26 protein-coding genes are annotated in these 26,745 nt (G+C 65.2%); 11 read left to right on the top strand and 15 right to left on the bottom strand.

Features of this window, described 5'->3' with window-relative positions:
• Positions 1-204: 204 nt before the first annotated feature.
• The 3 genes from JOD66_RS20920 (at position 205) to JOD66_RS20930 (ending at position 3,454) form a co-directional block, all read left to right on the top strand.
• On the top strand, positions 205-621 hold the full coding sequence (locus tag JOD66_RS20920) for a hypothetical protein (RefSeq protein WP_204838735.1): 417 nt from the start codon (positions 205-207) through the stop codon (positions 619-621).
• 222 nt (positions 622-843) lie between these two features.
• The gene (locus JOD66_RS20925) at positions 844-2,607 is read left to right on the top strand and encodes a replication initiation protein (protein WP_204838736.1); all 1,764 of its coding nucleotides are present in this window, start codon (positions 844-846) and stop codon (positions 2,605-2,607) included.
• 88 nt (positions 2,608-2,695) lie between these two features.
• On the top strand, positions 2,696-3,454 hold the full coding sequence (locus JOD66_RS20930; protein ID WP_204838737.1) for a hypothetical protein: 759 nt from the start codon (positions 2,696-2,698) through the stop codon (positions 3,452-3,454).
• Positions 3,455-3,507: 53 nt separating this feature from the next.
• Here the strand turns inward: JOD66_RS20930 and JOD66_RS20935 are convergent, their stop codons facing one another.
• Both JOD66_RS20935 and JOD66_RS20940 read right to left on the bottom strand, forming a co-directional pair.
• Entirely contained in the window at positions 3,508-4,281 is a 774-nt protein-coding gene (locus JOD66_RS20935) for a hypothetical protein (RefSeq protein WP_204838738.1), read from the bottom strand.
• Positions 4,278-4,733, bottom strand: a complete 456-nt coding sequence (locus tag JOD66_RS20940) for a hypothetical protein (RefSeq protein WP_204838739.1) — start codon at positions 4,731-4,733, stop codon at positions 4,278-4,280. Before JOD66_RS20940 ends, JOD66_RS20935 begins: the two co-directional genes overlap by 4 nt.
• A gap of 564 nt (positions 4,734-5,297) precedes the next feature.
• Between JOD66_RS20940 and JOD66_RS20945 the strand changes: the two genes are divergently transcribed.
• Both JOD66_RS20945 and JOD66_RS20950 read left to right on the top strand, forming a co-directional pair.
• Positions 5,298-6,344 carry a CAP domain-containing protein gene (locus JOD66_RS20945; RefSeq protein ID WP_204838740.1) on the top strand — a complete coding sequence of 349 codons (1,047 nt, stop codon included), beginning with the start codon at positions 5,298-5,300 and terminating at the stop codon, positions 6,342-6,344.
• Between the two features lie 46 nt (positions 6,345-6,390).
• A complete protein-coding gene (locus JOD66_RS20950) occupies positions 6,391-6,585 on the top strand; it encodes a hypothetical protein (protein ID WP_204838741.1) in 195 nt (64 codons plus the stop codon).
• Between the two features lie 24 nt (positions 6,586-6,609).
• Here JOD66_RS20950 and JOD66_RS20955 read toward each other — a convergent pair whose 3' ends face one another.
• From JOD66_RS20955 to JOD66_RS20970, 4 genes are all read right to left on the bottom strand, one after another.
• On the bottom strand, positions 6,610-7,266 hold the full coding sequence (locus JOD66_RS20955) for a class F sortase (protein WP_204838742.1): 657 nt from the start codon (positions 7,264-7,266) through the stop codon (positions 6,610-6,612).
• 90 nt (positions 7,267-7,356) lie between these two features.
• Entirely contained in the window at positions 7,357-8,565 is a 1,209-nt protein-coding gene (locus JOD66_RS20960; protein ID WP_204838743.1) for a prealbumin-like fold domain-containing protein, read from the bottom strand.
• Positions 8,562-8,741, bottom strand: a complete 180-nt coding sequence (locus JOD66_RS20965; RefSeq protein ID WP_204838744.1) for a helix-turn-helix domain-containing protein — start codon at positions 8,739-8,741, stop codon at positions 8,562-8,564. Before JOD66_RS20965 ends, JOD66_RS20960 begins: the two co-directional genes overlap by 4 nt.
• Before the next feature lie 75 nt (positions 8,742-8,816).
• Positions 8,817-9,260, bottom strand: a complete 444-nt coding sequence (locus JOD66_RS20970; protein ID WP_204838745.1) for a sortase domain-containing protein — start codon at positions 9,258-9,260, stop codon at positions 8,817-8,819.
• A gap of 885 nt (positions 9,261-10,145) precedes the next feature.
• Here JOD66_RS20970 and JOD66_RS20975 point away from each other — a divergent pair.
• A complete protein-coding gene (locus JOD66_RS20975; protein ID WP_204838746.1) occupies positions 10,146-10,673 on the top strand; it encodes a DUF5994 family protein in 528 nt (175 codons plus the stop codon).
• A 1,032-nt stretch (positions 10,674-11,705) separates the two neighbouring features.
• Positions 11,706-11,987: a DUF5994 family protein gene (locus tag JOD66_RS20980; protein WP_204838747.1), complete on the top strand. Its 282-nt coding sequence runs from the start codon at positions 11,706-11,708 to the stop codon at positions 11,985-11,987.
• A 76-nt stretch (positions 11,988-12,063) separates the two neighbouring features.
• Here the strand turns inward: JOD66_RS20980 and JOD66_RS20985 are convergent, their stop codons facing one another.
• On the bottom strand, positions 12,064-12,300 hold the full coding sequence (locus JOD66_RS20985; protein ID WP_204838748.1) for a lipopolysaccharide assembly protein LapA domain-containing protein: 237 nt from the start codon (positions 12,298-12,300) through the stop codon (positions 12,064-12,066).
• A gap of 274 nt (positions 12,301-12,574) precedes the next feature.
• Complete coding sequence (locus JOD66_RS29620) at positions 12,575-13,264, bottom strand: LuxR C-terminal-related transcriptional regulator (RefSeq protein WP_204838749.1); 690 nt, start codon at positions 13,262-13,264, stop codon at positions 12,575-12,577.
• 547 nt (positions 13,265-13,811) lie between these two features.
• Here JOD66_RS29620 and JOD66_RS20995 point away from each other — a divergent pair.
• Complete coding sequence (locus tag JOD66_RS20995) at positions 13,812-14,291, top strand: DUF5994 family protein (RefSeq protein ID WP_239546760.1); 480 nt, start codon at positions 13,812-13,814, stop codon at positions 14,289-14,291.
• 4 nt (positions 14,292-14,295) lie between these two features.
• Positions 14,296-14,541 (top strand): hypothetical protein, encoded by a 246-nt coding sequence (locus JOD66_RS21000; RefSeq protein WP_204838751.1) that lies wholly within the window; start codon positions 14,296-14,298, stop codon positions 14,539-14,541.
• Between the two features lie 153 nt (positions 14,542-14,694).
• Here JOD66_RS21000 and JOD66_RS21005 read toward each other — a convergent pair whose 3' ends face one another.
• Together JOD66_RS21005 and JOD66_RS21010 are read right to left on the bottom strand one after the other, a co-directional pair.
• The gene (locus JOD66_RS21005) at positions 14,695-15,417 is read right to left on the bottom strand and encodes a GAF and ANTAR domain-containing protein (RefSeq protein WP_204838752.1); all 723 of its coding nucleotides are present in this window, start codon (positions 15,415-15,417) and stop codon (positions 14,695-14,697) included.
• A gap of 50 nt (positions 15,418-15,467) precedes the next feature.
• The gene (locus JOD66_RS21010) at positions 15,468-16,208 is read right to left on the bottom strand and encodes a GAF and ANTAR domain-containing protein (RefSeq protein WP_204838753.1); all 741 of its coding nucleotides are present in this window, start codon (positions 16,206-16,208) and stop codon (positions 15,468-15,470) included.
• Positions 16,209-16,308: 100 nt separating this feature from the next.
• On the opposite strand from JOD66_RS21010, the gene JOD66_RS21015 reads away from it, so the two are divergent.
• Together JOD66_RS21015 and JOD66_RS21020 are read left to right on the top strand one after the other, a co-directional pair.
• Positions 16,309-17,358 carry a fatty acid desaturase family protein gene (locus tag JOD66_RS21015; RefSeq protein ID WP_204838754.1) on the top strand — a complete coding sequence of 350 codons (1,050 nt, stop codon included), beginning with the start codon at positions 16,309-16,311 and terminating at the stop codon, positions 17,356-17,358.
• Positions 17,355-17,858, top strand: a complete 504-nt coding sequence (locus JOD66_RS21020) for a DUF5994 family protein (RefSeq protein WP_204838755.1) — start codon at positions 17,355-17,357, stop codon at positions 17,856-17,858. The genes JOD66_RS21015 and JOD66_RS21020 overlap by 4 nt, the downstream gene beginning before the upstream one ends.
• Before the next feature lie 475 nt (positions 17,859-18,333).
• Here JOD66_RS21020 and JOD66_RS21025 read toward each other — a convergent pair whose 3' ends face one another.
• The 5 genes from JOD66_RS21025 to JOD66_RS21045 form a co-directional block, all read right to left on the bottom strand.
• A complete protein-coding gene (locus tag JOD66_RS21025) occupies positions 18,334-19,452 on the bottom strand; it encodes a DUF8611 domain-containing protein (RefSeq protein WP_307823634.1) in 1,119 nt (372 codons plus the stop codon).
• Between the two features lie 768 nt (positions 19,453-20,220).
• Complete coding sequence (locus tag JOD66_RS21030; protein ID WP_204838756.1) at positions 20,221-23,733, bottom strand: hypothetical protein; 3,513 nt, start codon at positions 23,731-23,733, stop codon at positions 20,221-20,223.
• A gap of 192 nt (positions 23,734-23,925) precedes the next feature.
• Positions 23,926-24,258: a transposase gene (locus tag JOD66_RS21035; protein ID WP_204838757.1), complete on the bottom strand. Its 333-nt coding sequence runs from the start codon at positions 24,256-24,258 to the stop codon at positions 23,926-23,928.
• An 11-nt stretch (positions 24,259-24,269) separates the two neighbouring features.
• Positions 24,270-25,322: a tyrosine-type recombinase/integrase gene (locus JOD66_RS21040; protein WP_204838758.1), complete on the bottom strand. Its 1,053-nt coding sequence runs from the start codon at positions 25,320-25,322 to the stop codon at positions 24,270-24,272.
• A 245-nt stretch (positions 25,323-25,567) separates the two neighbouring features.
• The gene (locus tag JOD66_RS21045; protein ID WP_204838759.1) at positions 25,568-26,635 is read right to left on the bottom strand and encodes a hypothetical protein; all 1,068 of its coding nucleotides are present in this window, start codon (positions 26,633-26,635) and stop codon (positions 25,568-25,570) included.
• Between the last annotated feature and the right edge of the window lie 110 nt (positions 26,636-26,745).

A 26,745-nucleotide genomic window follows, 5' to 3' on the forward strand; every position in this document is an offset into this window, starting at 1 on the left:
TGGATGGTCGAGTTGATATCTCGATTCTACTAGGGATTGGCCCGAATGTCGTTCTGCCTAATACGATGCCTCTTAGATTTCAGGTGGAAAGAACGGCAACTTGCAGCCTTCGCTGGGCCGCCTGGAATCAGGGCCCCGCGATCTGGCAATGGCCGCGGGGCCCGACCCGTTTCTATGAATAGCGCAGCGCTGTACATCTGATATGTGGGCCGTCTAGTCTTTATAACGACGTCGACTCCGGTTTCCGGAAGCGGCGTTGTTCTGTTTTCCAGCGAGAAAGCGGTGAGCCCAGTGACAATGCAAGATGACATCGCCGACGAGTACGTGTTGCACGTCGACCTTCCGAGGCCCCGACCGATTTCTGACGGCATCCCCGTCGGGGCAACAGTCCTGCTGGACGAGGACCCAGGCGCGGAGGCCTGGCGCCCGCACATCGGCAAGGTCGTGGACTACCGGTACTACAAGGAGTTTGTTGACATCGGCTTCGAGGGCCACCAGGTCTGGACCGTCGCTGTCGACCGCGCAGAGGTGGTGGTCATGGTGGAGGCGGATCCGAACTTCCAGCAGGAGAGGTGGCTGAGCCAACCCTGCGGCCCCAAGTGGGAACTGGACCGCGGCTAAGGAGTCGGCGAAGTGATGGCCCATCTGAGAGCCCGCAAGGGAGTCGGCGCTATCGAGCGTCGAGCTGAGCCCGTCGGCGCGTCAGATGGGCCATTCCGCGCTTCCGCTGGCGCCTCGGGAGCCAGCGTCTCCGGCTCGTCGACGCTGAACTCTCCGCGAGAGTCGCTTCGCACGAATCACGAGGGCCATCCTCCCTCCTACCGGCTCAGCTCGGGTAGGTAGTTGATCACCGGGGACTTCCTTCCAGGAGGCCCCTCTCTGCATCAGCGATCCGCCGACGAGTTCAGCGCAACCTGGCTGACCGAGGATGACCGTCAGTGGTACCTGGACCGATTCGGGGACGCAAGGTCCATCCTCGCTGGCCGGCCCCACCGACCCGAGGATCCGAGTTCTGACGACGGCCTGTACTGGCGGCACGTCCCCTGCACGATGGACGCGCTCCGAGACTCCACCCACCTACGGATCGGTGGCCCCAAGTACGTGGTGTTCCTCAACGTGGACATCGATCTTCCCTTCGATGCGGCGGAGCAGGCGTTGGCCGCGTTCCCGATCAAGCCCAACCTGTATGGGCAGAACATCGACAGTGGACACGTCCATGCGCAGTGGCGGCTCGCCCACCCCGTGAACCTTGACAACCCGAGGGAGCGGGCCAACCTCGCGGCCCTTCAGGTGCAGATGACCGCGGCGCTGGACGGCGACCCCGCCTACACCTTCGGCACCGCCAGGAACCCGCTGGCCAAGAACTCCGACTACGTGTGGTGGCAGAACCACCGGGACGGGCTCACCATCTCGGAGCTCCGGTCGGCCTGCTTCACGATCCTCCCCGAGGACTTCACCGTCTCTGCGTCGAGCCTGTGGTCATCGGATCGGTCCACCGGCAACCGCCAGCTAGATGGATGCGCCGAGGACCCCCGAGGGTTCTGGTGGGACGAGTCGGGGCAGTTGATCGCCAGGAGCCGCACGCTGTTCGAGGTTCTCCGGCACGAGGGGTACGAACTCCGCCGATCCGGCCTGGAGGGCATCTCCGAGGCGCAGCTCCTGCCCACCGCCGACCGCCTCCTGACGCTGTTCGAGGACATCGAGCCCCATCGGCATCCGGTCCACCGATGCGAAGCCGACGCCGTGATCCGGTCGGTGGTGAGGTTCTGTAACCAGCGGTACACGCCGGAAGTGGGAGGCCAGCGGGCCATCGAACTTGCGCGACGAGCCAGCGCCGAGGCCTGGGAGAGCAATCCAGAGCAGATGGAACGCAACCGCCGGGAGTGTGCAATCCCTGCACGGATCGCGGCTAGGGCAGCCCGAGCGTCCCTCGACGCGGCACGCATTCGACTTGAGAAGGAGTCGCACCCCGAACTCACTCAGCAGCAGATCGGTGACCGACTCGGGTGCTCCCAACAGAAGGTGTCGCGGGCATTGGCCGAGGGGTTCGATGACACGGGCTCGGCGCCTGCCGGGCCTCAGGATGAGACCGACCAGTACGACGAGCACGGGCGGGCCGGCTCCGCCGATTCTTCTGATAGGGACGTCAATGAGTACGCCATGTCCTCCCCCTCGAATACCCGGGTGGAGCAGGTCGCGGAGCTGACCGCGATGGGCCTCACCAACACCGAGATCGCCCATCTCCTCGACATCTCGATGCGCACCGTCCGCCGACTCCGCGCCGAGGGGGTTGAACTTGGCCAGGATCAGGTCTCCGATGAGCCCGATCAGCCCGCGGAGCATCCCGAGAACCGCGCTGACAGCGCCGATCACGTCGTGCCCGCGCCCCGAGACATGGTGCTGGCCGTGTTCAACCTCCCGAACTCAACGACTCCGACGAACTCCCACGGGCGTCAAGGGCCCATCCGAAGCGCTCAAGGGGCCCAAGGAGCGCCGCACGGGTCTCAGGTCGATCGTTCGTACTCCGCGAGCGTCACGGGCGCTCAGGGAGACGCCGCTGGGCATCGCCTCCGCATGCATTGGCGGGATGGCCGTGGGTGGAGCTGAGGTACGTCGCTCGGGAGTGCTCTGCCGCTGGCGCACTGGCGAACTACTTTCCTCGCGCTTCGTAGCGATACACCAGAGAGGAATAGGCGTGAGGATTGCAGAGGCACGGGATAGGACGGCGTTGTTCGTTCGCTCCGTGAAGGAACGGACGGTACGCCGGGGCGAGGAGCTGAACTCCTTCGTGTCCTGCTGGCGCGGATCCGAACCGGTGGCGCTGATCGAGGTCTCCGGTGGCAGAGACGCCCTGGTCCCCGTGTTGCACTTGGCCGCCGTGGGGTTCGGGGCAGACCTTCTGGGGCTCAGCAACGACACGGTGATGGCCACCGAGCCCACTCACCCCGAAACGGGGATTCCCTGGGAGCCGGGACAGATCACGGAGTACGTCGCAGCACAACCGGAGCGGGCGAAGCGGTTCACCAGGGAGATGTTGATGACCCTCGTTGTCAACAGGGCGGGCGACTCCACCCACGTGGTGCAGGCCTACGAGACCGTTCCCTCGCCGCTGGTCAGGGGACGGACGGAGATCAAGTGGTTGAACTGGGAACCGCCGGACGGCGATGTCCAGGTCTGCGGATTTCTGCCCGACGTGATGACCGAGGTCATGATGGAACCCACCCTCGACCTTCTCCTTGCCCGAAACGGATACCCGGTCGCTCAAACCGAGAACTGGCGGGACCACGCAGACCTCGCCACCCTTCGCTCGGCAACGCAGCAGCTCGGAGACAAGGGTCTGCGCATCTTGTTGTTCGCCGAGCCTGACACGGATCGGCAGCGCCTGTTCCAGCGCCGACTTGGTCCAGGGCAGGTGGTCGAACCGCCGGATCTCGGCGGCGATCTTCGGAGTTGAGGCAACTCTTGCGATAGCCGCGCGTAGGACAGGGCGAATTGGGCCGAGACGTGTCACCTCGACGAGGTCTGCGGCCCGGCGTCGCGCCGCAGCTCGTTGATGTCCTTGGGTTCCATCAGTTCGTCGGGGCGGAGGTGTGTGCTCAGCAGGCGCTCCCGCTCGCTGCCCGCCTCGGCGAACATGGTCACCTCGACCGACGCACCAAACCGCCGGGAGGCTTCCCGCGCGGTCACGAGGTCCAGGTGGTCCCGCCACATCGGAGTCTCGGAGATGGCAATGCCCGCCCGAATCAGCTCGACATCAGCCGTCGGTCTTCCAAGGATCGAGTGCACTTCGGCATCGACGTAGCGGTCCATGGACGCCTGAGGGGGCTCCCAATCCAGCCACTGGATCGCCGTCCGACCTCTCGATGTTCGTGATGGGGCGGTCCGGTATGCCTGCATGTAGGTGAAGTAGTTGTCGGCTCTGTTGTAGGCAGTGGTGGCGATGAGGCATCGGAACTCTGCTGGCGACCTTTCCGGGTGCCGCTGGGTGTAGGCATCGAGCTCGCCGTGTTGCCACGGCATCCCAGTGTCAGGATGGTTCAGCAACTCGGTGGCCCAGACGTCCGTCGACAGCGTCACGATGTCAGCTCCGAAACCGGACGCAGCGAGATCAGTGGCCTCCAGCAGGAGGTCTCGATCGCTGGTGACCGTGAACATGCAGATCTGGGAGTCTCCGCGGAACGCCGTCACCACATGCCCCATCACTTGGCCGCGCTGGATGCGGTCCTCCTTCATCCTCCGCACATAGACCGCGGTCATCGCAGTCGCTTCGACCAGTCTCATCGCGGTGCCTGCCTCGGCTCCTTGGAACCGCCGCCGATGCCTTGGAAGGACCAATCCGCTTCGCCGCTGACAGCGACGGCGATCACCCGGAGACCCCTCGGAACCGCTGCTTGAAGGATCCGGACCATGAACTCGCCATCCGTCTCCGAGTCGCTTGGGCTCATCTGCCGGTCCTTAGTGGCGACGTTCCAGAGGAGTTGCTGGAACCGACGGATCGTTTCCGTGGTGACGCCCTGCTTCTCCAACTCGGCTTCCAGAGCGGACACCTCTGACTCCGCGGGCCGTTGCTCCATGTAGGGACCGTCGATCAGCGAGGGCATCACCTCAAGGGTGTGCTGGCTGCAGAACCCGATGCTGACCTCGCCCGAGGCGCGGTGCATCCCGAGCACGTACTCGGCGGGCTCCCCACACTGGATGACGCAGCAGGTCTCGCGCGGCGCAGGCGCGGTCACTGTTGGGCCTCGCGGGACGTGGAGTCGGCGGGGAAGGTCACAAGCGGGGTGTCCAAGCGATTGGCCAGCGTGGCGAGGTCGATGTAGCCCTCGAGGTAGTCCGCGACCGCTGCTCGGTCCTTGCCGCTCAGGACTTGGCCGGCTCCCTCCATCACAGTCTTGATGTGCTCGATGTTCCTAAGTCGTTGGCGGTGGTCGCGTGCGCAGGAGGTGCACCGATAGCCATCTGGTCCGGGAGCGGGGGTGTTCGAGCTGTCCACGTCACCGCAGCCTTCGCAGAATCTGCGCCTCGCCATCAGATGACCGTCCTGCAATAGGACGGCGTTGAATGAATCCCCATCTGTAAAGTCCTCCAGATAATCAACTCGACCAAGTCGATTTCGAGATTAGTCGGCGATATCAGTACGGATAGTCCACGGCACCATTGCACTGGTTTGGGGCGTGCTGTTTGACGAGCGGCTTCTCATGGCAAGATCCCCAGCACTCCCGTCGATGGGTTGGCGGTGAGTTGTCAGCCGCGCAGGTTGAGGGACTGTTCGGTGCTCTGGGGAGGGAGTTGTGAAAATGACCGTGGCGTGGTGGGGCAAGGTCGCAGGCACCGTGCTGGGACTCGCGGTGCTGGGCGGATCGCTGTCTCCAGCCTCACCCGCCGAGGCAGCCGGCGATGTCCGCAGTGATGTCGTTCTGTGCAAGCCCACTGCCTTCATCGCGATGCTCGCTCCCGCAGGCAGCTCGGTAGCAGTGAGTGGCCAGAGCCTTTCCAAGAAGGGCGTCCGTCGATCAGGCGGTCAGATCCGAGCCACGATGTCTGCCACCGGGACGGTGACCACCACCGCCACCTACGAGGCTGAGGGCGAGGTCACCAGGTGCGACGGCAGTGGTCCCGCCAAGGAGACGCTGACGGTGAAGGTCACGGCCAATGCTTCGTCCGCTGTTGCAGCGAAGGCCTCCGTCAAGGGTCGCTCCAAGAAGGCGGCCTACCGTGCAGCCAAGAAGGCGGTCCGGGCGAAGCTGCGAGACAAGGGCGTTGATGCCAATGCTCCTGTGATCAAGGCGAATGCCCGTGCTGACGCAACGGAGTTGTTGCTGGCCAAGGCTGGCGGCCCGACGGTGGGACCGTCCCTTCCGTCGGCAGAGGCGCTGAAGTACCTCGAGGACCGCATGTTTGACCTGATCAACGTCCAGCGGTCCCAGAACATGGGGACCTGGAACGGTCAGCCCGTGGCGCTGAGTCCGTGGAAGCGGCTGCCTGAGATCGAACCCGCTGGCAGGGCTTGGGCGCAGCACCTGATCGACAACAACCTGCCGCTGGCGCACCCATCCAGCGCCGAGATCAAGGCCGATGGGGATGCGCTGGGCTGTAACCAGCGACCCGGCGGGTTCCCGAACGCCTTCTCAGAGGCGTTGGCCACCACCCGATACCCCCAGGACATGGAAGCCGTGGCCCAGGAGACGGTCCAGGCTTGGATGGCCTCGCCTAGTCACCGCGCGATCCTGCTGTCCTACGCCGACACCTATGCGGGGGTGGCCAGCGCCTTCGCCGTCGATGGTGGGGGAGTGGTCGCTCTCCGGACCGCTGCCGCGGACTGCTCCAACATCACGGGGTACTGAGAAGCCGTTCCGTTGAACTGTCGGAGCCCGGTGGCACCATCACTTTATGGATCTGTTCGACGGACTTGAGGCCGTGCGGTGGTGCGGCCGTAGGGCGCGAGACATCGTGGCCCTCGGCCTGTTCCTCTGGATCCTGGTCGACCGCGAGTCCTTCGTGGATGTGTTCATGGCCGCCGCAGCGCACCGTGCTGAAGGGATCGCCGAGACATTCATCGACACGCTGCCTCTGCCGGGGGACTGATACGGGAGAACACCGAGTTGGGCGCTACTTGCTCGGCCCCTCAATCGGCTCCATCTCCACCACAAGGTTGCTTCGGTAGTGGAATCGCCCCGAAGAGTAGCTGATCCGGTCGTAGCAGGTGATCAGGCGCAGGACCCGCTTCTTGCCTGGCAGGAACACCCCGCGGGGCAGAGACTCCTTCGGGGTCTGCCAGATCTTGGTGACCTTCCAGGTGCGGATCCGTCCCTGCTTGTCCCGGGTGGTCCCGGTCATTCCTCGGCGTGCGTTCCAGATGCTCTTGAACGCACCCGGACGGTCATGTGGATCAGACACGTGGCCGATGAGCACCGTTGTGCTGGGCTTCCTGGCCTCCAGCTTGGCTCCCCAGATCCCTCCGCGGTTGATGTCCGATGGCGGGGTGAACACCGAGCCCTGGAATCGGATGGGGTTGAGGCCAGCGTCCAGCCCGACGGCGGGGATGGAGATGGCCGTCCCCTTCGTCAGGGGTGCCGTGGACGTCGTCCCTCGCCGTGCCTGTGCCGTCGAGGATTCCTCCACGGGGCGGGGCACAACGGAGCGGTCTTCCACCGACGGAGCGTCACGGAGGTTCGTCAGCGCCGTCGCAGAGGTGAGGCCTCCGACGGTGCACAGCGTTAGTGCCGCTGCGCTCAGGGCCGCGGTGGTTCGGCTGGTTCTACGCATCTCATTTCTCCTCTGGAATAGGAGCGGGCCTGGACGAGGAAAGGAAGGTGGTCCAACTCGTCCGGGCCCGCGGATTGGGGAGGGGCTACCTCAGAGGACGCGGCGTCGCAGTGCCAGCGCTCCTGCACCGAGCCCGGACAGCAGTGCGGCGGAGCCGCCGAGCAGCGGGAGTGGCGAGTTCCCGGAGTCGCTGTTGTCCTGGGTGGAGAGGTAGCCGCTTCCCCCGGCGGGGGCGTACGGGTGCTGAGGGACCTTCGGACCCTTCGGGGTCTTGATGACGTGGAACATCTTCGGCGCCTTGGGCTTCTTCGGCTCCTCAGGAGTGTTCGGCGTCCTCGGGGTCTCCGGCTCCTTGGAGTTCTTCACCTCGAGAACCTGGCTGGTCGGCTCGATGTGGGGAGCGAAGTTGACGGTCCCGCCAGCTCGGACATACCCCTGCGGAGCGGACGTCTCCTCGACGACCAGGTCCCCGCAGGGAGTGAGGTCCGTCCTCAGCCCCCAGGACGCGAACTCGGCAGAACCGTCAGCTCCGGTGGTCACCTCGTACTCGTGGGTGGCCTGGCCGAGCGCGGCCACCGCGGCGTGGTTGGCCGCAGTCGAGGGCTCCGGGTACAGGGCGTCCACCCAGGAGTTGCCGACGCTGTCTAGGTACAGCGTGTCCTTCTCGTTGCTCCACTTGCTGGCCAGTGCGTTGAAGTCGGCCGCGGCACCGGATGCCTGGGCAGCCTGGGCGTCGGCGATGAACTGGTTCCACGTGGCGACGACCGAGTCCGCCTTGGAGGACACGGGGTTGCCCGCGGCTCCGTCATCGTCGGCCAGCCCACCGACCGTGTTGGCAGCGGCAACCGCCGCCTGCAACCTCGTGATCCAGTCCCCGAGATCGAGGCCCATCGACCACGCCGTCGCCCGCGCCGCCTCGTATGCCTCGATCGCCTTCCGCTCGGGTGAGTTCGCGATGGCATCGGAGGCCTGGGTGGCGGCTTCCTGGTAGGTGGCCGAGACGGTGGCCCGCTGCTCTGGGGTCATCAGCCACACGTCCTCGGGGGCGGTGATCTTGAACTTGGCTCCGGCGAGGGGAGCGCCGTTGGCGGAGTCCACCTTGTTGATCCGCAGGTTGAAGTCGCACTTGGCGCCCTTGCCGCCGTCTGCGTGGGCCGGTGCGACTCCAGCGAATGCGAGCCCTCCGGCTCCGATGATGGTCGCCGCAACTCCGGCGACGGTGCGCGTACGCATAGGTGATTCCTTTCGGGTGTTCGTTCCTTCGGCCATCGGTTGGCGGAGGGCGGGGAAGCTGTTCATTCGGAGTCCGAGAGGTAGGCGCGGAGTGCCTGAACCTGCTCCATGGAGATCCGGATCTGTCCGTTGGGATGGCGGATTACCTCGACTGATCCGGTCCTGATCCAGCGGTACAAAGTTGAGGCCGCGATCCCCAGGGAGATCGCGGCCTTTGGAACGGTCAGGAGTTGGCTGGTCATCGCCACCTCCGCTTTCGAATGGTGGGTGGGCGGGACTCACGCCGCCGTGTCGAAGGCTCATGGCTTCGGGACACTTCAGCTGACGTGGGAGAACCGGGCAGTGACGACGACCCGCATCGGGCCCTTGCCGCAGGTGACGAGGACCAGACGTCGGTACTTGGCTCCGGTGTTGTAGATCGCATCAGCGATCTGGGTGGTCTGCTCCCGGATGCGCTGGACCTTGGTGATCTCCCAGTGGACCTTCGTCAAGCCTCTGTCATGTGGAAGGGAGACGACGACGCTCCTGCCGACCTTTGCCCGAGGAAGCTCCTTGAATGCGAGGTAGTTGTGGGCCAACAGCAGGGTCGAGCAGGAGTCCCGGTCGAGGTTTTTGACGGTCTTGGCGGACAGCGGGCAGGTCCCGCCTGCCTCCTTGATGTTGATCACCCCAACCTGGCTGCGTCCCTTTGGCACCGGGAAGACGGAAGGGAACCGCCGCAGGGTGTACGGCTTCAGGGACGCGCTGACGTTGGTGCCCACGACCCGTATGTGGGCACCTGCGCCCGGACGAGGGGCAGATGAGGGTGAGTCGTCCTGGGCGTGCGCAGCCGTCGGCAGCATCAACCCAGCTCCCATGGCCGCTACCGCCAATAGTCGAGGGAAGTTCCTCATCGCATTCTCCTTGAATAGCATCATCTTGAAGTACCAACGCTCGATATTGAGCGCTCTTAGACGAAATTCTATTTCGTGTTGATCAGTAGGGACAGTTCCTGTGCGATATATCGGTAACATTGTTCTCAAGGTCATTCATGTGAGGATGATGTCGAGGGCCAGCGCTTGGAGGAGTTGTCTGGTGACAGACCGCGACGGGGGCATGATGTGCTCGGACTCGCAGGCGACCCGAGACGCAGGTGGTCGCTGCCTGCTTGGACCCGCTGCGTTGGGAGCTCTGGATCGCCGTCACCGAACTGCTCGGTCCTGCCGTGAACTCCCCGCCTCCGAAGCCATCGTGCGCCCTGTCGGCGCAGTCCTGGCCGAGCGGACCGACGCACGGGCCGAAGGCCGTTGTTACCTCGGACTCGACGTCCTGGCCCACTTCCGCGTGCCTTCGTGCCCACCACCGAACCCGAGATCGGAGCCGATGACCTACCCCGCACTGACCGCCTGACACCCCATCAAGGAGAACGCAGCGGGCTATACGACTACGCGGGACTTGACCGTGCCGATTCGTGGCAGGGCCTGGCCGACGCGGAGTCACGAGAGAGGCGACCGTATCGACTGTTGCAACTGGTACCGGCGATCAGGCGGGTGCGCCTTCCCAAAGTTGGGGAGTCCCCGGCTTGCTGCGACGACGTAGTGTGGAACTCAACCAAGCTGCCAGGACCAGTCCCTCCGGACTCGCAGGGTAGCCAAAGAGGGGACGTCATGACGACGTCATCATCTGCACTCTCGCGTCATCAGCCGGAGAACCGCGTTCCTCTGAGAATCGCGCTCTACAACGGCTTTCAATCGCAAGTACTCGATGGCGCGTGGTGGCCCCAGTCGCGTGACCTCCAGGCTGAGTGTGCCGACTTGATCGACAACTTTCCCAGGATGCTCGGCCGTCCCGCGCGGCTGTTGTTCTCGCGGCCCGACTGGGATGTAGTGGTGGGGCGGCCCTCGGCGCGCAAGATCTTGGCCTCACGAGGCACAGTGAAGGTGGGTTCCTTCCCCGGAGACGACACCCACCTGATGGTCGTCGTGATGGAGTCGGGCGAGCGGATTCATCTGTTGGTGATCCCAAGCACCTGCGAGTCAGACACGGCCGACCTGTTGATGGGTCAGGCCACCGACGAAAGAAACACGCTCTCGGCGGCATCGCTGCTTGCCTCGGCGAAGCGCATCACTGGAGATGTCGCGCTTCAAACGTCGGCTTGGGAGAGTGAGGGCGGCGCGGCTGGGCGCGAGCCGTGAGGACGATCGGCGCGCCGGATGGCGATGGCCACTCGTGGGGCCGGGTGCTGCTCGTCTTGCGTCAGATGGTCTTCGCGAGCCGCTCGCGAGCGCCTGGGAGCGATTCGCGATCGCCGACGGTCGGTAGCGGAGCTGTCGAGATGCACGTGTATCAGCGCCCCTACGGGAAATGGGGTTGGCGCCTGACCGTCGACGGAGGCGTTGTAGCAACTGATGGGAACCGCGGCTACGACGACGAGAACTCGTGCCGCGAGGCAGCTCACCGAGTCGTGAGCGGACAATACCGGCGAAGTCGATCGCCGTCATCGTGATCTGGATGGCGCCCTCGGCGCTGGTTCGTCCCTCGATCCGGGTGGTCACTGCTTCACGCTCTCTCCTGGCTGGGCTCCGGTCAGACGCTAGGAAATGCGGTCGACACGCCAGCTCAGAAGCTTCTCGGGGCTGCATACCACCCCTCCCACACCCCGGTCCCCATTCTGGGCGAGATGTCGATGGGTGATGACCGGCGGCGTCGTGTCGGACGGGGCGAGCGCTTGAGCGGCAGTCCCGCCACGAAGACTCCGACACCGACCGCGACGACGAGGGCGCGTCGCGGCCAGCTGTGGTTTCGAAGTCGCGGTAGGTAGACGCGCGGAACTTGAGGGCAGCAAGGCCCCTAACTCTCGATCATGCCGTCACGGTCGTCGACCAACCGTCCAGGACTCCAGGTTCCAGGCACACGAACACCGAGGACATCCGAGGGCATTCAACGAACAGACGCGTTGGAAGTCGCCCGCCTCCCCAAGAATTGGGGGATGCCGGGCGAGGTCCTGCCCGACGCAACGAGGTCAGGTGGTCGTGTCGGCCGTCGCTCGAGGCGACCGACATGAGCAGAGAAGCGTCGCCGGCGAGGCGGGAGGCCGAGGCGACTCCGATCGAGTCGAATGTCGAGGAGGCCGATGGCGACCAACCCGCCGGTCTGGTTGGTTTGCCTTCCCGACTGCTCTTCTCCCGACCGGACTGGGACGCCGTCGCGGAGGGGCTTCGGAGCGCATGATCACGGCGAGCGATGGCACCGTCGCAGTTGGCGCCTTTCCCACCGACGATACGCATGTGTTGATCGTCGTGACGTCCTCGGGGGATCGTCGTCATCTGCTCGTGATTCCCAGCGCGACGGAGATCGATGTCGCTGAGGATCTGATGCGTCGAGCCGCTGACGAGCGGGACGTGAGTTCGGCACGTGTTCCCCTCGAGACGGCGCGTAGCCACTTCGGTGGCGTCGTGCCGCTTGAGGTGGATGTGTGGGAGGACGACGGCGGCGCGGGGGAGCCGTGATCTCTCCTAGCCTCGGCAGGTCCCGATCTCCGGTGGCACGGTAGCCATCTGCCGTGGGGACTGGCGAATGCCCCGTTCAGTCGCGGTCCACTTTGTCGCGCCTGCTTCGGCGGAGCCTGAGACGCAGCTGGGTGATGCGACCGACCGCGACGACCGCGACAACGGCACCTCCGCCGACGGCTGCGATGAACATGGCGAGCCCGAGAGGGATCTGCCCGTCGGTGCCAAGGAACCGAACGTCGACGTTCGTTGAGTTCTGGAGCATGAAGATGATCAGCAGTAGGAGGAGTATGAGCGCGATGCCGACGGCCACCCAGGCAGCGCTGAGGCGGGTGGTGCGGAGCCGTCGTGGCCTGGCCGCTGGACGGGGCTCGGGGTGCGTCGGGTTCCCGGTGGGTGGGGTCCGGTCGCTGCTCGGTGGCATGGGTCCGGTGGTCAAGGTCGGTCCTGTCCTACGGGCTTGCTCATCCGGTTCGCCAGATCACCTGCTCGCTCGGATCGCCCGGTTCGTGTGCTGGCGATCGAGATCCAGGCGGTGGCGATGATCGCGGTCCACAGGAGTGTTCCGAGGATCCATAGCCAGGTGGTCATGCCGGCAACACACGGTGGGTTCCGGCGGAGTTGGGTGGGCTCCAGGCCGCCCGATGAGCTGCGCCGACGGCTGCGATCTGTGATTGCAGCTCGAGTTTGCTCAGGATCGACTTGACCTGGGTCCGCACTGTTGCCACGGCGACGACGTTTGTGCGGGCGATCTCTTGGACCGGGTCGCCGTTCATCAGCGCGCCGAGGACCTCTTTCTCGCGTCGGGTCAGCCGGTCCAGTCGGGCTCGTATGGCCCGCGACTCGTCTCGGTCGGCGCGTGCTGTCTCGATCAAGGTGGCGCGCTGGTCTCGGCTCATCAGCGGCAAGCCGTCACGGACCCGTCGGGCCGTGTCCACCAGCTCCTTCAGCGAGCACGTCTTGTGCAGGACGTCCTTGGCGCCTAGGTGCACCGCAGTCCCCCATCGGGCCCGGTCGGTGGTGTCGGTTAGGAGCACCACTGTCGCCCCGGATGCAGTGAGGGGGGCGACGAGTCGGAGTCCGTCGCCCACCAGCCCCAGGCGATGCTCGAGTAGTACGAGCCGGCCAGCGCTACGTAGTGCGGCGGCCAGCACGGTGGCCAGCGACGCGTGCTGCTCCCCAGGGTCGATCACGGTGACGATGAAGCCCTCGGGGTCCAGCGCCATCGCGAGGGAGTCAGCGAAGAGAACGTGGTGGTCGATGACGGTGATCCGCACCGGCCGCGGGTTTCCGCCGTACCGCACTGCCTCCGCGGTCGCCGTACCGTGGTTCAGTACGCGACCGGGCGGAACGCCTTCTGGTTGCCGTGAGGCTCGTCCGGACACAGTCGGCATCTGCCCCGACATCGCCAACAGCTCCGATATACCCGACACGTGATTCCCCCTAGCGTTCCAGCACGGAACTCGCGGGGTCCAAGCGGGTCTGTATCGACCTTCATATCACCTCAGTTCACTGTGCGCTAGGAGCTCGCGGAGCGTCGGGCTCAAGGCAGGGCCTGTCCGGCGGGTGCGACACTGGGTCGGCCATCGCGATCAGGGACGGAGAGAGTTTCTACCCGACGGGCACTCCCGAGCAGGAGGCGCGGCCTGCCAGCCTCGGCTCTGTTCGCTCGACAGCGCGGTTGGTCAGTCAGGCGTAGACTGGTGGTGACTGCCCAGTTCCGGACCCTACCGGCGAGGAGCAGTCCGAGAGGCGGACGTCATGACGACGTCGAACTGTCCCGTCCATGCTTCCTTGCCCGCGCGTGGTCCTGTGCGGCTCCGGATGGTGAAGCACCCCGGACGAAGCCGTCTGGATGGCGGGTGGTGGCCTCGTAGCCACAACCTGGTGGTCGAGTTGGCCGACCTGGTCGACCACTTCCCGGCGCGGTTCGGCAAGGTGGGGTGGGTCTCGGCGTCCCGCCCGGATTGGGCCGTGGCACCGACGCGTGTCGCGGTCGCCGATGGCTATGTGAAAGTGGATTGGCGTCCCCAAGCCGACGATCACGTCGTGAGGCTCAAGACAGCAGAGCGAGCCGTGTTCTACCTGCTCGTGGTCCCGCCCGACTTCACCGATGACCAGGGCGCGGAAGCTCTGCTGGCCGCGTCGACGCACGGAAACAAACATTGCGCTGCGGACATTCTTGACCTTGTCACAGAACATCCCGATGTCGATCCTGCTGACCGTTGGACCGACAATGGCGCGACATGGTGGGGGCCCCACGCCGTGGCACCGTCGTTCCGCCCAGCAAAGTCAGGAGGGTAGCGCCGTGTCCTACCTGATGCTTTACGGGAGCGGCTGGACCCAGCGGTGGAGGATCGCCGCGGGTATGGAGGACGACGTCCGGTCGCAGATCTCCCAGGTCGGCAACGAGACGACCGGAGTGCTCAAGGTCCTTGATCCTGGCTCGGACAACGAAGCAACACTGGTGGTGTCGTGGGCCCGGGTCGCGGCGGCCGTCGTCCTCGACACGGCAGCCGAGGAGACGAGGAGCTCAACTGGGCAGTACGCGTGAGGTGTGATCGATCGGTGCCGGGCGTAGTGATCCGGTGTAGACACTGGATGTGGTAATCAGCTGCGACGTTGCGGGCGGAGAGAACCGCTTTGACGAGCTGCCCCCGATGAGCTGCCCCCGATGGGTTGCTGTCTCGATCAGGTTCGCGCCGCGTCAGGAGCGGCGTAGGTGCTCCACGCTCAAGGTGCGGTTCACGACCTGGCGGGCGACGTCCTTGACCGGGTGGTTGTTGCGGCGGCTGTAGTCGCGCATCAACCGGAATGCTTGGTCGACGTCGATCTCGGCGCTTGCCATGAGCACTCCCTTGGCCTGCTCGATCAGGACCCTGTTGTCGAGTGCGGTCTGGAGTTGCTCGGCGATGAGCCCGGACTGGCGGACGGCGCGCTCCTGGAGGAGCCCGATGGTCGCGATGTCGGCGAGCGCTTGGCCCATCGCGACGTCGTCCTCGCTCAGGTGGGAGTCGGCCGCGCAGAACAGGTTCATCGCACCGACCACGGAATCGCGTAGGCGCAGGGGAATCGCATGGGCTGACGCGAAGCCGACCTCGGCGAGGGCAGTGCTGAACCGCGGCCACCGCTCCTGGGACTCGCCACCGCCCACGTTCACGACCGGACGCGCGCTCTGGAGGCAGTCGAGGCACGGGCCCTCGTCGTTTTGCAGTTCGAGGAGCTCGAGGAGCTGGGCCCGGTCGCTCGTGGAGGCGACCACGTGCAGGACGCCGCGGGCGTCGGCAAGGATCACGCCGGCGGCATCGGCATTGAGCAACTCGACGCTCCGCTCGGTCAGCGTGGCGAGGAAGTCAAGCGTGTCGAACTCATCGACGAGGGTGTCGGCGAGCTCGACGAAGACCCGCGCCAGCCTTTGCTCACTTGTCATGGTCTTCGCCTCCACTGTCGCGGACCGGGGCCTGGCGGACCGTGTCTGTGTCAATCATCTTCGCTCTCCTCTGGGTGGATGCGCAGCCGTCCTGCGAGGACGTCGCGGGCAACGTCGAGCAGTGAGCGGTCTGCGGCGAAGGCGTGGGCGCGCAGGAGCAGCAGTGCCTCGGTCATGCCGACCGAGGCTTTGACGGAGAGGAAGCCCGTCGCTTGGTGGATCTCGGCGCGGTGGGCCACCGGAGCACCGAGGTCGGGGTGCAGGGTGTCGCGGGTGAGGTCGACGGACGGGGTCCGGTCCTGCAGATGGAGGAGCACGACGACGGCGGCGCCCCCGTAGGCCTGTGCGGCCGTCTGCTGCTGTACGTCGAATCGGCCGGGGGCGGAGCGGTACATGCTCAGGCTGCCGAGCCGGACGCCGCCGACGCTGAGCGGGACCGCCGTGACGGCGTTGATCCCAGCAGCCAGCGCGGCCGGGGCGAAAGCCGGCCAGCGCAGCAGCACCCCGTCCTTGAGTTCGTCGCCGAGGTCGTCGCTGCCGACCGTGCGGTCGCAGCGCGACGCGTCGAGGCTCGGCCCCTCGCCAAGATCGAACTGGATCTCCTCAAGACGGGAGGCGACGGCGCCCGACGTACCAACTACCGCCTGATGACCGGCCGCGTTCATGAGAGTCATCCCCACACCGGCCAGCCTGAGTGACTGTGCGCAGTCGATGCACAGCTGGTCGGTCAGTGGCTTTCCGTCGCGGTGCCGCGCTCTGATGGCCGCGAGGATCTGCGTCGTCGTCGTCACGTCGTGCTCACCCCTCTGCCCTTAGGAATGCAGGGGTAGCCTCGACGAATAAGGCCACCTCGGACCCCGGCGGCGCGATCTGCGACAACCGGGAGTAGTCATGCCGACTCCAGATCCTCGAGGCGCGGCGCTCCGCAGCGACTACGGCGAGTTGGTGCGGGAGATCCGGCAACGGGGACTCCTCCACCCTAGACCCGTCTTCTACATCCAACTCGGCGCCCTCGCCCTAGCGGCGCTCGCCGTCCTAGTGCTGCTCCTCTTCCTGCTGCGCGACTCGTGGTGGGCTCTCCTCCTCACGCCCGCGTTCGGCGTCGCATCGGCACAAATCGCGTTCCTCTCCCACGACGCCGCCCATCGCCAGATCGTCCGCAGCCGCCGGCTCACCACAGCGCTTTGCCTGACCCTCGGCAACCTCCTCAACGGCCTCAGCTACGGATGGTGGACTGCCAAGCACGACGCGCACCACGCGCACCCCAACGACCTGGACTCCGACCCAGACGTCGCCGCCGGCGTGTTCGTCTTCGACGCAGACCAGGCGTACCAACGCCGCGGCGGGCCAGCCTGGATGACCCGGCACCAGGCCGCCCTGTTCTTCCCACTCCTCACGCTCGAAGGGTTCAACCTGCGAGCCGAGGGCATACGTGCGCTCCTGCGACCCGGCATCGCACACCGGTGGGCCGAGGGCCTGCTTCTGCTCTGCCACCTCGCGCTCTACCTGACCCTCGTTGTCAGCGCCCTGACCTGGCTCCAGGCGATCGTGTTCGTGGTCATCCACCAGGCCGTGCTCGGCGTCTACCTCGGCAGCTCCTTCGCCCCGTCCCACAAGGGAATGCCGGTGCCCACCGCAAAGGAAGCCCACGATCCGCTGCTGCGCCAAGTGCTGTGCTCGCGCAACATCCGCGGCGGCCCCCTCGTCGACCTGGCACTCGGCGGCCTCAACCTCCAGATCGAACACCACCTGTTCCCCAACATGCCGCGCCCCAACCTCAGGCTCGCCCAGCCGGTCGTTCGTCAGCACTGCCAGGAGCGAGGGATCCCCTATGCCGAGACGACCCTGCTCACGTCCTACCGGCTGGCGCTGGGGCACCTCCACCAGGTCGGACTTGCCGCACCTGGACCGTCAACACCACGAAAGAAGGCAACACCATGACCACCACCGACCGAGCTCCGCTGAGGATCTCGCTCAACCCCAGCTCATCGACCCGGCGTCTCGACGGGGCCTGGTGGCCCCAGTCGCGCGACCTCCAGATCGAGTGCGCCGACCTCATCGACAACTTCCCGAGCAACATCGGCAGCCCGGCGCGCCTGCTGTTCTCCCCGCCCGACTGGGACGCCGAACCCGACCGACCGTCCACCCGCCGGATCAAGGCTCAGCGCGGGCTCGTCAAGGTCGGCTCGTTCCCCGAGGACGACACCCACCTGATGACCGTCATTCTTTCCTCGCGCGAGCGACTCGAACTGCTCGTGATCCCCAGCAGCACGCACACCGCGACCGCGCGGACCCTGATGGACACGGCCACCGACGAACGCAACATCCTCTCGGCCGCCGACCTGCTCGTCGCCGCGAGCGCCGGTCCCTCCAACAGGGGAGCGGAGTCTGAGGAAGCGACATGGGAGAACGAGGGTGGCACCCGCCGTCAACAGTCCTGACCCGAGGTTTGCCGAGGGGCGGCATCGACGTTATCCAAGCGGGCAGTGCCTGGAATGGCGGGCCACTCGGCCGTGCTCAGTGCCCGGAGGCCCTCGGCAAGCACCCCGCATTGGAGGACGGACGCGGCCCGCCGATGAGCAGTCCTTCGGACGCCCTGATGAATCTGGGCAACCATCTCTGCAGCTCATTCCTCGCTGGCTGATGATTCGGCGTCCACGCTCTGACGGTAGGTAGGTGCTTGCTCGGGATGGGGAGCCTCGCCGACCACCAACTCGCTGCAACGGCGGAGGCGACGTTGCTCTTGTTCCTGGTTGGCATATGGAGTGCGCAGTTTCTCGGCCGCGGTCACAGGCGTAGTGCCGACGCCGAACGAGTGGTTGTTGCAACGACGACACGGTGGCCAAGTTGGGCATCGCGTGGCGTCCTTCGACTCGTGTTCGACGGTGCCCATCGTCGGTGAGCCTGTGTCCCGGCTCATGACGCCGCCTGTGCCGCACTACATCCTGATTGAGTGCAGTCAGGTCGAGGCTTGTTCTTCTGGGCCGGTCGATGAGAGGCCCAGACTGCCTCCATGTCGACGCCGTCGGAGAGTGCGTCTCGCATTCGGGTGTACGCGTTGTCTGAGTAACGAGGGTGCTTCTGGGATCCGAATGTGAACATCTGGAAGCAGTCCGGATCAGAGTCGATTCCCAGGTGCTGGCGCAGGGCGGTGGCTCTAGGTCGAGTTAGCCCGAGCTTGTCCGCGAGGTCGAAGGCCCCCCAATGGTACTTGCGATGCAGCGGCATCAAGCGGATCGCAGCGGCGTCGACCTGCTCATCCTCTTTGACCAGCCGGACCGGCAGCCCCTCGTTCTTGACGAACCGAACCTCTACGGATAGCCCCACTCCCTCGACAGCGGTGGCGACCTTGGACAGTGTTGGGAACACGGTGGCGCGGGCCTTGCCGGCCTGGATGCCCCGGACTACGCGGCGGACATCGGCGTCACTGATCTCGGCCTCCGCGTCGACTTGCGCCTCCATCGCCAGCAGTGCACGGACCCTCGCATCAGCCTCTGCTCTTGCCCGCCGACCGGGCTTGAGCAGGCCGGCGATGTTTGCGTACTCCCGGTCGACCAGCGTCTGGAAATCTTGTGGGGGCTCGGTGCCGATGGGCAGCACCCGCAGCGGAAGGTGGTCAGCGAGGCGCTCCCCGAACACGCGGTGGAGGAGATCGTCGAACAAGGTCACGCCCGCCCGTGTGTAGAGGTACAGCAGCCCCTCTTCCACGATTGTGTACCAGTGCTGCTCCTGGTCCCGCATTGCGTTGATGGTGCGGAGAGTCCCGGCCTCCTCGTCGCTCAGGCCGAGGGGCCTGGGTCCACCGCGGTTGACGCACTTCAGGAAGCCGATGGATCTGCCGGTTTCCTTATCGAACACCGGCACCTTGTCCTGCACCAAGGCTGCCTTGAGCAACATCTCGAATGCGTGCTGGAGGTGGATGAGCACTCGGGACGGGCGTCCGTCCTCGTCAAGGCTATTGAAGGCGGTCATCGCGGAGCGCATGGAGGACAGCGCCTTGCACTTCAGGTGGCGGGTCTCGTTGCGGAGCTTCACATTAACTAGGATGCCGGATGCTCCCGACACAACAGGGGAGACAACTGCCGCCGTTCGGAAGGTCATCCCGAAGAACGTGAAGTGATGGCTGGAGACGGACAGCCGGAACACTACCGAGGAGTTGAACGAGGCGCTGCCCCCTCGAAAGGGCGAGGAGCCGTGGGGGCCGCCGTCCGCCGCAACAACACCCGCAAGCGTCGACGCCCGAGGTGATGGAGCCCTCGCGACGTCGCAACTTACTGAGGGTCTATGCCTGACTCCTGGCCTGCTTCGTTCTGCGGTCCATCGTGGTGCTTCATCCTGTTGTCCGCCGTGGAGGTCTGGCGGTTGATCGGGTTGTCCTCGCTGTGGTCCTTGGGGTGTTGCATCACCAGATTTGACATCTGAATGTCAACTTGACGGCACCGGGGATGCATCGTGATGTCCTCGCGGTCTGCATCCGTTTGTCCTCCGGGTGTCATCCCCGGTGTCATCTTGTTGATCACCAAGGGCTCCGCCCTGGTGGAGGTCATTTTGTCCGCAGTTCATCTGTCAGCTTGCAGCCAGATTGCGGCATTCAGAAATGCATCTTTGGGACCAAGGTCCAGGAACATCAAATACAAAGGGTTTATGAACCCCTTAATCTCGGAGCGCTCAGGTTAACCTGAAGTACCCGTTGCTTTGCGTGGCACGAGATGGCGTATCCCGCTGCCGTGCTGTGGCGGTGGTCGATGTCGTAGCGGCCGGGTGCTCGTGCTGTCGACGCCGAGCGCGGTTGGAGCTAGCGGTTCATGGCCGGTGCCTGTGCAGCCGTCGGCTGCTCGTGATGATCCGCTGCAGGGTCTCCAGGGTGAGCCGCGGCCGGTTGGGAGTCACGGGATCGGGGTGATCGGCGTCGTCGGCGGCGCCGGTCCGTGACCTTCCGCCGGGGAACATCTTGGGAGCGACGGACAGACCGCACATCGCGCTGATTCGCTCGGCGAGATTGTCCAGTCGCTGGCGGTCCTCCTCGGGGTAGGAGGCGAGGTCCCAGGCATCGAGTCGGCCGGAGAGGTGGCCGTCCACCACCTGCTCTGCGGCGTCGTTGGTCTCTTGCCAAAGCTCCGGTTCGCCGACGGTGGGACGATCGCCCTCGGCCATACGCTGCAACATCTGCTCGGCCAGTGCCACCTTCGCCGCCCAGAACTCCTCCTCGCTGATGGCGCCGAACAACTCGGGCAGATCACCCGCGTCGGGCAGGGACGTCGCGGTTGGGATCCCCAGGTCGGGGAGAGAGTGCTGGTCCAGCAGCTCCGGGGTCATCTCCGACAGCGGAGGAAACGACATCGCGGGGATGTCCGCAGCGACGGGAAGGTCAGGTCGCAGCGGGTCGCTGCTGCCCGACGTCAGCCACGCAGAGGCAGCAGCACGATCCAGACCGGTGAGGGGCGTCGGATCCGTTGGGCTCAGCCCCATTGCCTGGTGGCTCAGACGGTCCAGCATCGACTGTGCCTTGGCTGGGGAGAGGGGAGTCGCACCCGGTTCGGCGCGGAGACCGGAGCCGGGTTCCGCCAGCCTCTTTCGGACGTTGTCCTCCGACGGGACGAGGATATTGCTCTCGGCCAGCGCACGGTCGGAGAGGTCCGGCGTCTCTGCCACCAGGTTGTCCATCAACTGCGCCTTGCGATGGTCCACCGGGGTGGGCTGGAGTGGGTGGAGGAGCGCGGAGAACGTGCCGATGCCGGTATCGGCAGCGCTGGCCCTGAGCTCCTCTTCGGTGTCCATACGGGCCTTCATCCACTCCACGCCGTCTCCGATGGACTTGCCTGCGATGTAGGCACCTCCTGCGGCCTTGGCGTAGGGGTTGGGAGCTTTCAGTGCTGCTAGCGCGGCGGCGTCCAAACCCTTACCGACCTTGGAGTCCCGGAACCGCTTCTTGTCGTCGGTGAGCAGGTCCTCGGTGTCGTTGCCCTGGTTGGGCTGGACCGGGGTGTTGTGGTCGTTGATCAGGTCCTGCTTCTCAGGCACCTTGTTGCGCTGGCGCCAGGACCAGAAGTCACGGTCCAGCGGGTTGATGGCATCGAATCCGAGGTTCTGGAGAGCGGGGGAGGCCGCTGCGAAGGCGACCTTCATCCCGGAGCCAACCTTGCCCAGGCGCAGCGAGGTGAACTGGGCCAGCCCCTTCTTGACCACCCAGAAGGCGAGGAGAGCACCGGTGCCTGTGAGGACTGCATCGAGGATCCCGTCGGTTCCGGGCACGGTCAGGAAGGCGGTGAACAGGACGACGAGGAGCATTGTGAAGGCGAACAGCGTGGCCACCAGTGATGACACCAGCATCGAAGCGCAGATGACCTTGATGGTCGTGTCGAACAGCTTCCGGGTTCGCTTGGACGGGACGATGAGCAGGATCACGAACAGCGCGAGGAACATCAACGCCGCTACCGCGAGTGCCTGCGAGAACAGTGCACCCACCACCACCGGTCCGAAGTACCGAATGGTCAGCCAGGTCATCGCAACAGAGATGATCGCCAAGATGAGCGCGGCGTAAGCGTTCGAGCCGAGGACCACGGTTTGGTAGTACTCAATGGCCGACTCGGTGCTCAACTTTGCAGCACCTGACCCAGCGCCGATGCCGAACAGCGGACCGACCACGGCCCACCCGTCTGACTCGTTCCATCCGAACCGGTGAGGAGGCTTGCTCTCCGAGCCGAACCCGTCGGAGTCGTCGATGACCTGCTTGCAATCGTCGGCCACCAAGGGGTCGCCGGCGTCGTTCCCGTCCCCACCGTCATCGGCGTGGTGGGAGTTCTTGAACTCAGGGACGATGGCCGGCTCGGCGCCGCTGAGATCGCAGGCGGCGAAGAACATGATCTGCTGCACTCCGGCGTTGTTCCAGGAGTCGCCTGAAGAGTCGCCGCCCTTGAACACTGGCCCAAAGATCTGTGAGGGAGGGGCGCCCTTCTCGGTCCAGGTGCCATCGGCGGCGAGCAGCTTCCCGTCGGTGGTGGGGGTGTTGCTCACTGGCTGAAGCCCGTTCACGGGGCCGGTGCCGACGAGGTACTGCATCTGGCCAGACAGGCGGGACAGCAGAGCCTGCTCGGATGTGGGGATGCGGGCCTGGTTCTCGACGGAACGGCACCAGGTGTCTCCGGCCATCGGAGTGGAGCCGAACGCAGCCTCCTTGTAGTTGTTGTAGTACAGCTGCAAGGCAAGGTTGTCGTAGGCCACCAGGGTGGCCGCGCTGGTAGCCCGGTTCTTGGCGGCGTCGGTCTGCATGAACACCTCGTGCATCGCCTTGACGTACTCGCCGCAAGAGCCGTTGAGATCGCCGATCCCTCCGTCTGTGAGGGAGTTGCTCAACGAGGACACGGTGCCGGAGAGAACCGAACCGAGGTCGTTGGCGATGTTCGACGCTGTGACCACCAACCAGCCGGGTGATCCAAATGCCCAGTCCGAGGAGTCGTAGGACATGTTCTCGAGAGGGACGATTTCTAGGTCTCCGACCTTTCTCACCGACTCCTTCGAGGCCTCGTTCTGTGCCATCGCCGCGATGGGCGCCTTGTCTGCGTTGCCGCCGACCCCGTTGTGGTTCTTGGACGCCTGGGTTGCCATCAGCCCGAACGCGACCACCCCGATCAGTGAGATGGCGATGGACTTGTACCCCAGGTTGACGCCGGTCCGGTCGATGCCGGGAAGGAGGATCTTGGCTCCAACTGCGACCAGCATCCCGACGAGGATGACCGCCAGCATCTTGGAGCTGCCGCCGTCCATGCCCAGGACCGAGCTGGTGATGTGTGCATACAGGTAGTCGGCGGTGTATGTGGCCTGGCCGAGGAGGTCCACGGACATGGCGAAGTTCAGGGCCGTCCCCATCAAGAGCACACCCAGCGAGGCCATGATGAAGATGAACTGCGCGGTGGAGCCGGAGATCGCCGCGGGGAGCTGAGACATCGAGGTCAGGCCCACCGATGGCATCGGCATCGCGTTGACCTTCCACCACCGGCAGTAGGCAAGATAGTGGCAGGCGCCGAACAAGGTGGAAGTGTTCTTCGCCTGCTGCGCAGTTGCAACCGGGTCGAGGGATTCGGAGGGATCGGCGGAGTCCTCGTCAGCCCTTGACGGCAATGCAGACCGAGGCAGGACCGAGTTGTTCTGGGCTGGGCCGATTGCGGAGCTCATTGCCGGGGCTGATGCCTCGGCCGGACGTGCGTCCTCGATGTTGAGGCCGAGGATCGTGACCACGGCGATCAACACAGTGAGGACCCACGTCGACCACCTGGGCCTGCCCAGCCATTTGATGCTGCTCGCCATGGCCGCGCTCACCAGATCACTAAGGCGAGGACGATGAGCAGCGGGACCAGGATGACCAGGACCACCGTCATCACCACGGGGTCGTTTGCAGGGATGAGTGGCGGGGGAGGCGGCTCAGGCCGGTAGTAGGGGTCCTGCATCCCGTAGGGGTCATTTGGGTCGTACATCGTGGTTCCTCCTGAATCGGCCGGATCGGGCATGCAGCTATTCGGAGCTCGCGAACTGTCTGCGCCAGCTGCGGATGTGGCTGTAAGCGAGGTCCTCGCGCACCAGGATCGGCAGCCTCGTCCCACGCGGTGCAGCGTCGTACTCAGCGACGATGGCGTGCTTGTACTCGTCGGTGAACCGGCGCCGCATGCGGTCGGACTCTGGTCTGGCCAGCTGGCCCCGCCACTTGCGGATGTGGCTGTAGTCCAGGTCCTCCCGCACGAGGATCGGCAACTTGCTCCCGCGTGGTGCCGCGTCGATGGCCGCAACGATCCGCGCCTTGTACTTGTACGAGAACCTCCGGCGCCTGCGGCGGTCCGTCTTGGTCATCACTGTTCCTTTCAGAGGGTCTTGAGGAAGTGGACGGCAGAGTCCTCGAAGGCACGGCCCTCGTGGATGTACCGCTCCAGCGAGACGAGGCTTCGGTGCCTGGTCTGGTCCTTGATGGCGCTCACCGGCGCGCTGGCTCGGGCTGCCGAGGTGGCAAAGCCGGAGCGGAGTGAGTGAGCTGAGTACAGGTCGGAGGCCTCGCCGACCTGGGCGGCGTACTGCTTGACCAGCCGGTCCACGAGCACGGGCGCGGGGCGGGTATCGCGGAGAACCCCGCCGCGGTGCATGCTCTGGAACAGCGGCCCCGATCCGTCGCCACGGACCTCGATCCAATGGCGGAGTGTCCTCGTGGCGCAGGTCCCGGCGTGGCGGGTAAGGGGGATGTGAACGGTCTGCCCCTCGCGGCTCCTGTCCGTCTTGCTGTTCCGGATCAGCAGCCGGACGCCCTCGGGGAGGAACCCGACATCCGCGAGGTCCAGGCCAACGATCTCGGATCGGCGGAGCCCTCCGAGGTAGCCAGTGAGCAGCAGTGCCCGATCCCGTAAGCCCTTGCGGTCCTGGGCGCAGGCGTTGGCCATCTGCACGATGAGCCGTTCGGAGATGGCCTGAGCCTTCCGCGGTCGGTACTCCTGCTCCCGGCGCAGATGGTTGAGCGTTGCCGCCAACACGTCATGATCGGGTGAGGTCACGCCCGGCGTCCCGAGGCTGCGCAGAGTTGCACGGATCCCGGAGAGGCGCCGTTGCAATGTGGAGACCTTGAGCGACTTGTCCCCGGCAACGGTGCGGAGGGCTGCCAGGCGGATGCAGCGTTCGCAAGACCGGTGGGTGTCCGGGCTGCCCCAGTAGGTGAGGTACAGCAGCAGCGTGGTTTCGGAGACCTCGCCGGGGGAGAGGCCTGCGCGATCGCACCAACTCACGAAGTGGCGGTAGTCCCCGGAGTAGGCCCGGTGGGTGTTCTCTGCAAGGTCGTGCTGTCGGACCGAGTCGATGTACGCCGAGGAATCGAAGGTCTGCTCAAAGGCCGAGAGGGAAGCGCGAAGCGAGGAAACTTCACGTCCAGCCATTTGTCCTGTCGATGTTCGAGGAGGCTACCTTTGTTTACTTAATACTCGTTTATCGTACTCTATTTCACGCATCAAAAATAGCCTTGAGGTGGACATGTTTCCCAATGTCGCCGATGAACGCCGCCAAGGTCAGAATTCTGATTAGGCAGGTGAAATCCGCGCTCTGCCCCGGCGGAGTTCGTGGACTCCGGCCAGCGAGCAGTTGGGCGACACTCCGGCGGCCGGCTTGCTGTTCCGAGCGGCGCTCAGCTCTCCCGCGGCCGCCGGTGCCCCACCTGAAACGAGGCCATGCGGGGGTCAAGTGCTCCCGTGTGACTTGAGTCGTCCTCGGGCCCACCGAGGGCTGCGGGGGCTGACCGGTAGAGCAACGGCATCGGAAACTCTGTGACCGTCATCTTGTAGCCGGTCTCGGGGTAGTCGCCGTGGAGCATCTGGTCGACCTGGGCGCCAGACAGGTAGCGGAGACGGGTGTCCCTCGGGCCGTCTGCATAGGTGGCTCGTGCGATGTGCCAGGCGTTCTCGATCAGATGGGCCATCAAGCCGGTCATTGCAACCGTCTTCTCGGTCTCCACCCATCTGGTCGTTTCGTGCCACTTGTGTCCTGTGCCAGCGCCGGTGGGCCTCGGCTCAAGGATGGTGAGAGACGGGCCGCGCATGTCGATCAGTGGGTTGGACTCCTCGCCCAGCCGGAGTGTTGCCCGCCCCGTCACTGCGCTGAGCCCGTGCTTCGCTGAGTTGTAGAGGTTGGTCTCCTCTTGAAACCTCTTCGCTGCCTCGGCGACGACAAGCCGCAAGCCGAGCACAATGTCAGCCCACTGCTCCTTCTCGATGTTCTCCGGGCCCGACAGTTCCTGCGCACAGAACACGCGGACCAGTGCTTCCTTGGTCTTCTGCGACTTGTACTGGCTCCTCAAATTCCGCAAGCGTTTGGTCATGAGGCGGTGTTCTCGCTTGATCTTGGCGATCTCCAGCCACGGGCAGGCGGGCGCAGCTTCGAGGACAAAGAAGAGTTGGAGCAGGGTCTCGGCGGCGTGGTGAAACAACACGATGGCATCGAGAGCGGCAACCTCGGCCACTCCATCCTCGCCGAGTGGCCCATTGTGGTCGGGAGCCGTCAGCCGCAGCTCGCCGAGAGTGAGCCCACTCTCCACCTTTGCTCGGATCTCTTCATCGCTGCTGGCGGCGAGGATCAGGCCTCTCATGCGGTGCCGGATAAAGAGGTGGGGACCCCGATCCGCAGCGAAGAACCGTCGGTTGAGTTCCGGGAACTGTCCCGGGTCCAGGTTGAGGTCTTCCGCGTAGGTCTCTGCCACGGCAAGGACCGTACGCCCGACGTCCGACGGATTCCTCTCCTTATCTGAGCCGGCGGACGGCTCTGTGACCTTGACCGGTCGTACTCATCAATCGACCGAGGAGCGAGTCT

Source organism: Nocardioides nitrophenolicus, from assembly GCF_016907515.1.
Lineage (GTDB): Bacteria > Actinomycetota > Actinomycetes > Propionibacteriales > Nocardioidaceae > Nocardioides > Nocardioides nitrophenolicus.

Bases quoted from the DNA above. Each gene is read 5' to 3' on its own strand.
- JOD66_RS20935 (WP_204838738.1), bottom strand. From the start codon at position 4,281: ATGAGACTGGTCGAAGCGACTGCGATGACCGCGGTCTATGTGCGGAGG.
- JOD66_RS20945 (WP_204838740.1), top strand. From the start codon at position 5,298: ATGACCGTGGCGTGGTGGGGCAAGGTCGCAGGCACCGTGCTGGGACTC.
- JOD66_RS20950 (WP_204838741.1), top strand. From the start codon at position 6,391: ATGGATCTGTTCGACGGACTTGAGGCCGTGCGGTGGTGCGGCCGTAGG.
- JOD66_RS20955 (WP_204838742.1), bottom strand. From the start codon at position 7,266: ATGCGTAGAACCAGCCGAACCACCGCGGCCCTGAGCGCAGCGGCACTA.
- JOD66_RS20960 (WP_204838743.1), bottom strand. From the start codon at position 8,565: ATGAACAGCTTCCCCGCCCTCCGCCAACCGATGGCCGAAGGAACGAAC.
- JOD66_RS20965 (WP_204838744.1), bottom strand. From the start codon at position 8,741: ATGACCAGCCAACTCCTGACCGTTCCAAAGGCCGCGATCTCCCTGGGG.
- JOD66_RS20975 (WP_204838746.1), top strand. From the start codon at position 10,146: ATGACGACGTCATCATCTGCACTCTCGCGTCATCAGCCGGAGAACCGC.
- JOD66_RS20980 (WP_204838747.1), top strand. From the start codon at position 11,706: ATGATCACGGCGAGCGATGGCACCGTCGCAGTTGGCGCCTTTCCCACC.
- JOD66_RS20995 (WP_239546760.1), top strand. From the start codon at position 13,812: ATGGTGAAGCACCCCGGACGAAGCCGTCTGGATGGCGGGTGGTGGCCT.
- JOD66_RS21005 (WP_204838752.1), bottom strand. From the start codon at position 15,417: ATGACAAGTGAGCAAAGGCTGGCGCGGGTCTTCGTCGAGCTCGCCGAC.
- JOD66_RS21015 (WP_204838754.1), top strand. From the start codon at position 16,309: ATGCCGACTCCAGATCCTCGAGGCGCGGCGCTCCGCAGCGACTACGGC.
- JOD66_RS21020 (WP_204838755.1), top strand. From the start codon at position 17,355: ATGACCACCACCGACCGAGCTCCGCTGAGGATCTCGCTCAACCCCAGC.
- JOD66_RS21035 (WP_204838757.1), bottom strand. From the start codon at position 24,258: ATGACCAAGACGGACCGCCGCAGGCGCCGGAGGTTCTCGTACAAGTAC.
- JOD66_RS21040 (WP_204838758.1), bottom strand. From the start codon at position 25,322: ATGGCTGGACGTGAAGTTTCCTCGCTTCGCGCTTCCCTCTCGGCCTTT.